This is a genomic window from Streptomyces durbertensis, from assembly GCF_014156695.1.
In the GTDB taxonomy this organism is placed as follows: Bacteria; Actinomycetota; Actinomycetes; order Streptomycetales; family Streptomycetaceae; genus Streptomyces; species Streptomyces durbertensis.
Map to the genome: position 1 here is coordinate 1 of NZ_WMLF01000251.1, position 7,752 is coordinate 7,752.

The 7,752-nt window shown below is 73.3% G+C and carries 8 protein-coding genes and 1 pseudogene; 2 read left to right on the plus strand and 7 right to left on the minus strand.

Going from position 1 to position 7,752, the window contains the following annotated elements; all coding sequences use genetic code 11:
- Nucleotides 1-139: pseudogene (locus GL263_RS16840) on the minus strand (class II glutamine amidotransferase); the annotation flags it as partial.
- Nucleotides 139-1,320, minus strand: coding sequence for an SUMF1/EgtB/PvdO family nonheme iron enzyme (locus GL263_RS16845; protein ID WP_182856547.1), 1,182 nt, complete (start codon nt 1,318-1,320; stop codon nt 139-141). The gene GL263_RS16845 and the pseudogene GL263_RS16840, both read right to left, overlap by 1 nt.
- A 270-nt stretch (nt 1,321-1,590) precedes the next feature.
- Between GL263_RS16845 and rpmB the strand changes: the two genes are divergently transcribed.
- Nucleotides 1,591-1,776 carry a 50S ribosomal protein L28 gene (rpmB, locus tag GL263_RS16850; protein ID WP_028426177.1) on the plus strand — a complete coding sequence of 62 codons (186 nt, stop codon included), beginning with the start codon at nt 1,591-1,593 and terminating at the stop codon, nt 1,774-1,776.
- A gap of 161 nt (nt 1,777-1,937) precedes the next feature.
- Here rpmB and thiD read toward each other — a convergent pair whose 3' ends face one another.
- Nucleotides 1,938-2,747: a bifunctional hydroxymethylpyrimidine kinase/phosphomethylpyrimidine kinase gene (gene thiD, locus GL263_RS16855; protein WP_182856548.1), complete on the minus strand. Its 810-nt coding sequence runs from the start codon at nt 2,745-2,747 to the stop codon at nt 1,938-1,940.
- Complete coding sequence (locus tag GL263_RS16860) at nt 2,744-3,736, minus strand: thiamine-phosphate kinase (protein ID WP_182856549.1); 993 nt, start codon at nt 3,734-3,736, stop codon at nt 2,744-2,746. The genes thiD and GL263_RS16860 overlap by 4 nt, the downstream gene beginning before the upstream one ends.
- 248 nt (nt 3,737-3,984) lie before the next feature.
- On the opposite strand from GL263_RS16860, the gene GL263_RS16865 reads away from it, so the two are divergent.
- On the plus strand, nt 3,985-4,218 hold the full coding sequence (locus tag GL263_RS16865; RefSeq protein ID WP_182856550.1) for an Lrp/AsnC family transcriptional regulator: 234 nt from the start codon (nt 3,985-3,987) through the stop codon (nt 4,216-4,218).
- Between the two features lie 245 nt (nt 4,219-4,463).
- On the opposite strand, the gene GL263_RS16870 is transcribed toward GL263_RS16865, so the two are convergent.
- From GL263_RS16870 to GL263_RS16880, 3 genes are all read right to left on the minus strand, one after another.
- Nucleotides 4,464-5,618, minus strand: coding sequence for a D-alanine--D-alanine ligase family protein (locus GL263_RS16870; protein ID WP_182856551.1), 1,155 nt, complete (start codon nt 5,616-5,618; stop codon nt 4,464-4,466).
- 168 nt (nt 5,619-5,786) lie between these two features.
- Nucleotides 5,787-6,788: an NAD(P)H-dependent glycerol-3-phosphate dehydrogenase gene (locus GL263_RS16875; RefSeq protein ID WP_182856552.1), complete on the minus strand. Its 1,002-nt coding sequence runs from the start codon at nt 6,786-6,788 to the stop codon at nt 5,787-5,789.
- Entirely contained in the window at nt 6,785-7,621 is an 837-nt protein-coding gene (locus GL263_RS16880; RefSeq protein WP_182856553.1) for a lysophospholipid acyltransferase family protein, read from the minus strand. Before GL263_RS16880 ends, GL263_RS16875 begins: the two co-directional genes overlap by 4 nt.
- Nucleotides 7,622-7,752 lie beyond the last annotated feature (131 nt).

Genomic DNA, 7,752 nt, shown 5'->3' on the forward strand with positions numbered 1-7,752 from the left:
TGCCGAAGCCGTCGGCGTTGACCGTGCCGTAGCGCTGCCGGCGGGGCGCCCACGACTGCTCGTACAGGCCGTGCGGCGGTTCGCTGACGACGGCGGCCAGGGTGGTCTCGGCGCCGACGTAGGCCAGGTGGCGGCACATCAGTCGGTCACCTCCGCGTCGCGCGCGGTGCGGAACCCGGCGAAGATCTGGCGGCGGATCGGGTGGTCCCAGTTGCGGAACGTGGCGCGGCAGGCGACGGGGTCGACGCCGAACGCGCCGCCGCGCAGCACCTTGTAGTCGCCGCCGAGGAACACCTTCGAGTACTCGTCGTAGGGGAACGCGGTGAAGCCGGGGTAGCCGGTGAAGTCGGAGGCGGTCCACTCCCAGACGTCGCCGAGCAGTTGGCGGGCTCCGCAGGGTGCGGCGCCGGCCGGGTAGGCGCCGGCGGGGGCCGGCTCCAGGTGGCGTTGGCCGAGGTTGGCGTGCTCGGGGCCGGGGGTGTCGTCGCCCCACGGGTGGCGGCGGGAGCGGCCGGTGGCCGGGTCGTGCCGGGCGGCCTTCTCCCATTCGGCCTCGGTGGGCAGCCGCCGCCCGGCCCAGCGGGCGTAGGCGTCGGCCTCGTACCAGCACACGTGCATGACCGGCTGCTCGGGCGGTACGGGTTCGACGTGGCCGAAGCGGCGGCGCAGCCAGGTGCCGCCGTCGCGGCGCCAGAACAGCGGTGCGCGCAGGCCGTGTTCGCGCACGTACGCCCAGCCGCGCGGGTGCCACCAGCGCGGCTCGTCGTAGCCGCCGGCGTCGACGACACCGGCTTCGGCGAGGACGCCGAGCTGTCCGGGGGTGTCCGCGAGGGCCTGGCGGGCGCCGGCCCAGGCCGCCCTCGCGACGACCGCCGGGTCCGCCTCTCCGGCGAGCGCTTCGGCGGCGTCGGCGGCGGCCTCGGCGACGGTGAGGATCGTGCCGGCCACCGGGTGGGCGACGGCCGCGTTCGCGGACCGGGCGGCCCGGCGCAGCGCGGTCGCCAGGTCGCCGCCCTCCCCCACCACCTCGGCCATGCCGCGCAGCAGTTGGGCGAGGATCGTGCCGGAGTTGCCGCGCGCGCCGATCAGCGCGCCGTGCGCCATGGCGTTGACGGCCTCCACGGTCGTCGGGTCGCCGGCCGCGGCGGCCTCCACCGCCTGGGCCGCGGACTCGACCGTCAGGTACAGGTTCGTACCGGTGTCCGCGTCGGCGACCGGGTAGACGTTGATCGCGTCGATCGTCTCGCGGGCCTGGCCCAGGGTGTCCAGGGCCCGGGCGCACCAGGTGCGCACCGCGGCGGCGTCGAGCGGGTGCGGCACGGACGGGCCTCCTTCAGCGGTCTGATCCGGACAGACCCTAGTCGCGCGGCCCGCCGCGCGGCACCGGGCCGACGTCGGAGGCCGCTTCCCGGCGGGCGGGAACGGGCTGATTTCGATGTTCGACCTCGGCCGTTGTATGCTTCTCCGGTTGCCTGACAGAAGTCAGGTCTTCCTCCCTGGCGCAGCCGGTGGCCCCCCGACATCCGACGGGTGGCGGCATGCTTCGTCCGGGATTCACCGTACGTGCATCTGAAGTCTTTGGAGTGACCCGTGGCTGCCAACTGCGACGTCTGCGGCAAGGGGCCGGGCTTCGGCAACAGCATCTCCCACTCGCACCGCCGCACCCCCCGTCGCTGGAACCCCAACATCCAGCGCGTGCGTGCCGTGGTCGGTCGGACGCCGAAGCGCCTCAACGTCTGCACCTCGTGCATCAAGGCCGGGAAGGTCTCGCGCTGACGCGGTTTCCGCAGCGCGGCCTCGCCGGTCGCTGAAGAGCCGGTCCACCTCTGGTGGGCCGGCTCTTCGCGCATGTCCGGACTCGTCGCGCACGTCCGGGCTCTTCGCGCATGTCCGGGCCCTCCGCGCGTGCCGGGGGCGTCGCGGGGGCCCGGGGTCGGTCAGCGGTGGGTGCGCCAGCCGTGGTCGACGGGGCCGATGCCGGCGCCGAGGGCGAAGCCGGCGTGGATGGCGCCGGTGACGTACTCCTTGGCGGCGGTGACCGCGTCCGGGACCGTCGCGCCCTTGGCGAGTTCGGCGGCCGTCGCGCTGGCGAGCGTGCAGCCGGTGCCGTGGGTGTGGCGGTTGGAGTACCGGGGGGCGCGCAGCCAGTGCTCGGTGGTGCCGTCGGTGAGCAGGTCGGTGGCGGCGCCGGCGAGGTGGCCGCCCTTGATCAGTGCCCAGCGGGGGCCGAGTTCCAGCACGGCCTCGGCGGCCTTCGGCAGGTCCCGCTCGCCGGTCACCCGCACCCCGGTGAGCTGTTCCACCTCGTCCAGGTTGGGCGTGGCCACGGTGGCGTTCGGCAGCAGCCGGGTGCGGACGGCGTCCAGCGCGCTCGCCGCCAGCAGCGGGTCGCCGTGCTTGGAGACGCCGACCGGGTCGACCACCACCGGGGCGTCGACGTCGGCGAGCAGTCCGGCGACGGTCTCCACCAGTTCCCTGGACGCGAGCATGCCGGTCTTCACCGCCTGGACGCCGATGTCGTCCACGACACTGCGGAACTGGGCGCGGACGGCCTCCGGCGGCAGCTCCCAGGCGCCCTGCACGCCGAGGGAGTTCTGGGCGGTCACGGCGGTGAGCACGCTCATGCCGTGGGTGCCGAGCGCCAGCATGGTCTTCAGGTCGGCCTGGATTCCGGCGCCGCCGCCGGAGTCCGAGCCGGCGACGGTGAGCACCCGCGCCGGGCGGGCGGTGGTTTCCGGACGGGTCACGTGTCTCCTCCGAAGTGGTCCCAGCCGCCGGCGCGGTCCCAGGGGGCGCCGTCGACGGTCACCCGGGACTGCGCCGAGGGGTGCAGCACCTCCCCGACGCGGCGCCAGCGGGCGGGCAGCTTGCGGTCGGGGGGGAAGGTCGCGACGATCGCGTGGTCCTCACCGCCGGTGAGCACCCACTGGAGCGGGTCGACGCCCACCGCCTGGCCGATGTCGTGCATCTGGGCGGGCACGTCGAAGTCCGCCGAGCGCACGTCGATCCGCACCCGGCTGGCGTCCGCGATGTGCCCGAGGTCGGCGATCAGGCCGTCGCTGACGTCGGTCATCGCGGTGGCGCCGAGGTCGGCGGCGGCCGGCCCGGCGTCGTAGGGCGGCTCCGGTCTGCGGTGCGCCTCGACAAACGCGCGCGGCGAGCGGAAGCCCCTGGCGAGCACGGCGTGACCGGCGGCCGACCAGCCGAGCCAGCCGGTCACCGCGACGACGTCGCCGGGGCGTGCCCCGCCCCTGGTCACCGGCTCCCGGCCCTGGAGGTCGCCGAGCGCGGTGATGGAGACGGTGATCGTCTCGCCGCGTACGACGTCCCCGCCGGCCACCGCCGAGCCGGCCACCCGGCACTCGTCGCTGATGCCGTCCATCAGTTCCGCCGGCCAGGTCACCGGCAGGTCGGCGGGGACGACGAGACCGAGCAGCAGCGCGGTCGGCACCGCCCCCATGGCCGCGATGTCCGCGAGGTTCTGCGCGGCGGCCTTGCGGCCGACGTCGTAGGCGGTGGACCAGTCGCGGCGGAAGTGCCGCCCCTCCAACAGGATGTCGGTGCTGGCGACCACCCGGCGGTCGGGCGCGGCGATCACGGCCGCGTCGTCGCCGGGGCCGAGCCGTACGGCCGGGGTGGCGTCGATGCGGGAGGTCAGCTCCCGGATCAGGCCGAACTCACCGAGTTCACCGACCGTCTCGGGAGTCCGGGGGTGCCCCCCGGTGGAACTCAGCATCCGTCTGCCCTTTCGGCTCTGTGGTGCGCGCGGCTCTTCGGCGCGCACGGCTTGGTGGCGCGCGTACGGGGTACGGCGGTACGTGGACCGGTTCGGACGGCGGCGCGGTCGGCCGCCGGGCGGAGCCGGGCGGGCGGTGTCGACGCGCCGCACCCGTAGCGGTGAAGGGACTCGCCGCGACGGGTGACGACGCGGTACCGTGGCGTCCCTTCTCCTCCCATGATCCTCGAAGCCGCCCTGGAGGTCCCGTGGTACAGGCGTACATCCTGATCCAGACCGAGGTCGGCAAGGCGTCGACGGTCGCCGAGGTGATCGGGTTGATCCCCGGGGTGATCCAGGCCGAGGACGTGACCGGCCCCTACGACGTCATCGTGCGCGCCGAGGCGGAGACGGTGGACGAACTGGGCCGGCTGGTGGTCGCCAAGGTCCAGCAGGTGGACGGCATCACCCGCACTCTGACCTGCCCGGTTGTTCATCTGTAGCTCCCCGTGTGCTCGCCCGGTGAGCCGCTCGTCTCACTCCCTGGCCTCCAAGCGCCCGCCGGGGCGTCCCGGACGGGCGCCGTGGGCGGGCCCGTCCTCGACCCCCGGCGCACGGGTGGTGCCGCGCCCGGGGCCGCCGACGCCCGGCAGTGAAGACTACCGCCCCCGGGCGGCACGGCCCGAGGGCGGCGGCAGCGCCCCCGAGCCGTGCCGGCCGTCCGAACGACGCGCGGACGACGGCTCGTTCAGCGCAGGCCGGTGGGCCGGTGCAGGGCGCTCTGGATCAGCCGGTCGACCAGCTCCGGGTAGGGCACCCCGGACTTCTCCCACATCTGCGGGTACATCGAGATGGGGGTGAACCCGGGCATGGTGTTGATCTCGTTGATCACGTAGCGGCCGTCCTCCAGCAGGAAGAAGTCGGCCCGCACAAGACCCTCGCACGACACCGCCTCGAAGGCGGCGACCGCGAGCCGCTGCACCTCGGCGGTCTCGTCGGGGGTGAGCGGCGCCGGCACGATGCCGGCGGAGGCGCTGATGTACTTGGCCTCGAAGTCGTAGAAGTCGTGGCCCGTGTCGGATCCCGGCTGCGGGATCTCGGCGGGAACGCTGGCGCGCGGCCCGTCGCCGAACTCCAGCACGCCGCACTCGATCTCCCGGCCGCTGAGCAGCGCCTCGACCAGGATCTTCGGGTCGTGGCGGCGTGCCTCCTCGACGGCCTCGTCGAGACCGGTGAGGTCGTCGACCTTGGTGATGCCCATCGAGGAGCCGGCCCGGGCGGGCTTCACGAAGACCGGCCAGCCGTGCTCGGCGGCGAAGTCCACGACCTTCTTGCGGGCGCCGGAGGGGTCCTGCTCCCACTCGCGGGGCCTGATCACCTCGTAGGGCCCGACCGGCAGCCCGTAGGAGGCCAGGACCCGCTTCATGTACTCCTTGTCCATGCCGACCGCGCTGGCGAGCACCCCGGAGCCGACGTAGGGCACGCCGGACAGCTCCAGCATTCCCTGGATGGTGCCGTCCTCGCCGTAGGGGCCGTGCAGCACGGGGAAGACGACGTCCACCTCGCCCAGCACCTCGGGGACCTCGCCGGGCCTGCTCTGGACGACCTCGCGGCCGGCCGGGTCGAGCGGCAGCAGCACGCCGCCGGGACGGTCGTCGGAGAGCTGCCCGACGTCCGGCAGTTCGCTGCCCTTGATCGACATCCGCTCGGCGTCGTCGACGGCCTGCACCCAGCGGCCGTCGGTGGTGATGCCGATCGGCAGCACGTCGTACTTGGTGCGGTCGATCGCGCGCAGGACCGCACCGGCGGTGACCACCGAGATCCCGTGCTCTGAGCTGCGTCCGCCGAAGACGACGGCGACACGCGGCTTGGACGGCTGGCTGGAGGCGTAAGTCGTGCTCATCGCGACGAGATTACCGCCTGTACCGCCGGGTACCGCAGGCGCGGCACGACTCGGACGGCGACGTTCTCCCGCCGTACCGGGCCGGTCACCGTCGGCTGCCGTCCGGGCGGCGGGACGCGGCGGCTGGCGGGAGGCGGCGGGAGGCGGCGGCTGGCGACGGGAGGCGGGTCAGGCGCCTTCGGCCTTGGCGCTGCGCGACATCAGCTCCTTGAGCGCCACCAGCGGCGGCTTGCCCAGATGGACGATGTTCACGACGGTCTCGGTGATGGGCATCTCGACACCGTGCCGGCCGGCGAGGTCGAGCACCGACTGGCAGGACTTGACGCCCTCGGCGGTCTGCCGGGTGACCGCGATGGTCTCCTCCAGCGTCATCCCCCGGCCCAGGTTGGTGCCGAAGGTGTGGTTGCGGGAGAGCGGCGAGGAGCAGGTGGCCACCAGGTCGCCCATGCCGGCGAGGCCGGCGAAGGTCGCCGGGTCCGCGCCGAGCGCGGCACCGAGCCGGCTGGTCTCGGCCAGCCCCCGGGTGATGAGCGACGCCTTGGCGTTGTCGCCCAGGCCCATGCCGTCCGCGATGCCCACCGCGAGGCCGATGACGTTCTTCACGGCGCCGCCGAGTTCGCAGCCGACGACGTCGGTGTTGGTGTACGGCCGGAAGTACGGGGTGTGGCAGGCGGCCTGGAGACGGCGGGCGACCTCCTCGTCGCGGCAGGCCACCACGGAGGCGGCGGGCTGCCGGTCGGCGATCTCCCGGGCCAGGTTGGGGCCGGAGAGCACCGCGATCCGGTCGTCCGGTGCGTCGGCGACCTCGGCGATCACCTCGCTCATCCGTTTGGCGGTGCCGAGTTCGATGCCCTTCATCAGTGAGACGAGCACCGTGTCGGCCGGCAGCAGCGGCCGCCAGTGGGCGAGGTTGGCACGCAGCGTCTGGGAGGGGACGGCCAGCACCGTGAACTCGGCGTCCCGCGCGGCCTCCGCCGGGTCGGCGGTGGCCCGCACCGCGTCCGGCAGTCGAACTCCGGAAAGGTAGTCCGGGTTGACGCGGGTGCTGTTGATCGTCTCGGCGAGTTCGGCGCGGCGGCCCCACAGCGCGACCTCGCAGCCGGCGTCGGCGAGCACCATCGCAAACGCCGTACCCCACGACCCGTTGCCGAATACCGCCACCTTCGTCACGCGTTCTCTCCCTTGCTCTCGGCGTTGATCTCGGCTTTGGTCCCGGCGTTCCCGCCTTCGCCTTCGGCACCTCCGGCTGTCCGCCCGCCCTCGGTGTCGGCCGGTCCGCCCTTCGAACGGGTGCGGGGGCTGCGGTACTGGAACCTTTTGGCGGGCACGGGTTCGCCGCGCACCTCGGCGAGTTGCTCGGTGATGGCGTCCATCAGGACCTCCGTCACCTCGCGCAGCACCTCCGCGGTGGGCTCGCGGTCGTAGTAGGCGGAGAGGTCGACCGGCGGGCCGGCCTTCACCTTCAGCGTCTTGCGCGGGAAAAGCCTGATCCGCTCGGTCTTCGCGTACGGCGGCACCGCCTCGTTGGCGCCCCACTGGGCCACCGGGACCACCGGTGCCCGGGTCAGCAGCGCCACCCGGGCGGCGCCGGTCTTGCCGTCCATCGGCCACTGCGCGGGGTCCCTGGTCAGGGTGCCCTCCGGGTAGAAGACCACGCACTCGCCCTTGCCGATGGCCTGGACCGCCGCCCGGAACGCCCCGATGGCGTCCGCGGACTCGCGGTAGACCGGGATCTGACCGGTCCTGCGCATCATGAAGCCCACGAACCCGCCCTTGAACAGGCTGACCTTGGCCAGGAAGCGCGGCACCCGGCCGGTGTTGTACTGATAGTGGGCGTAGGACAGCGGGTCGAGATACGAGTTGTGATTGACCACGGCGATAAACCCGCCGTCACGGGGAATGTGCTCCATTCCGGACCACTCGCGCCTGAAGAGGAGAAGCAGTGGCGGTTTGGCGATTACCGCCGCAAAGCGGTACCAGAAACCGATTCTGTGGCGCGACACCCGGACACCATCTCCTCTTACCGTGCTGCTCTGCGCGCTGCCCTGTGTGCTCGGACAACCGCACAAGTGTGGCCCCAAGCCGTCACGCTGTCGAGGACACGGTAACCCCCGGCCGGAGGTGGGGGTGAGAA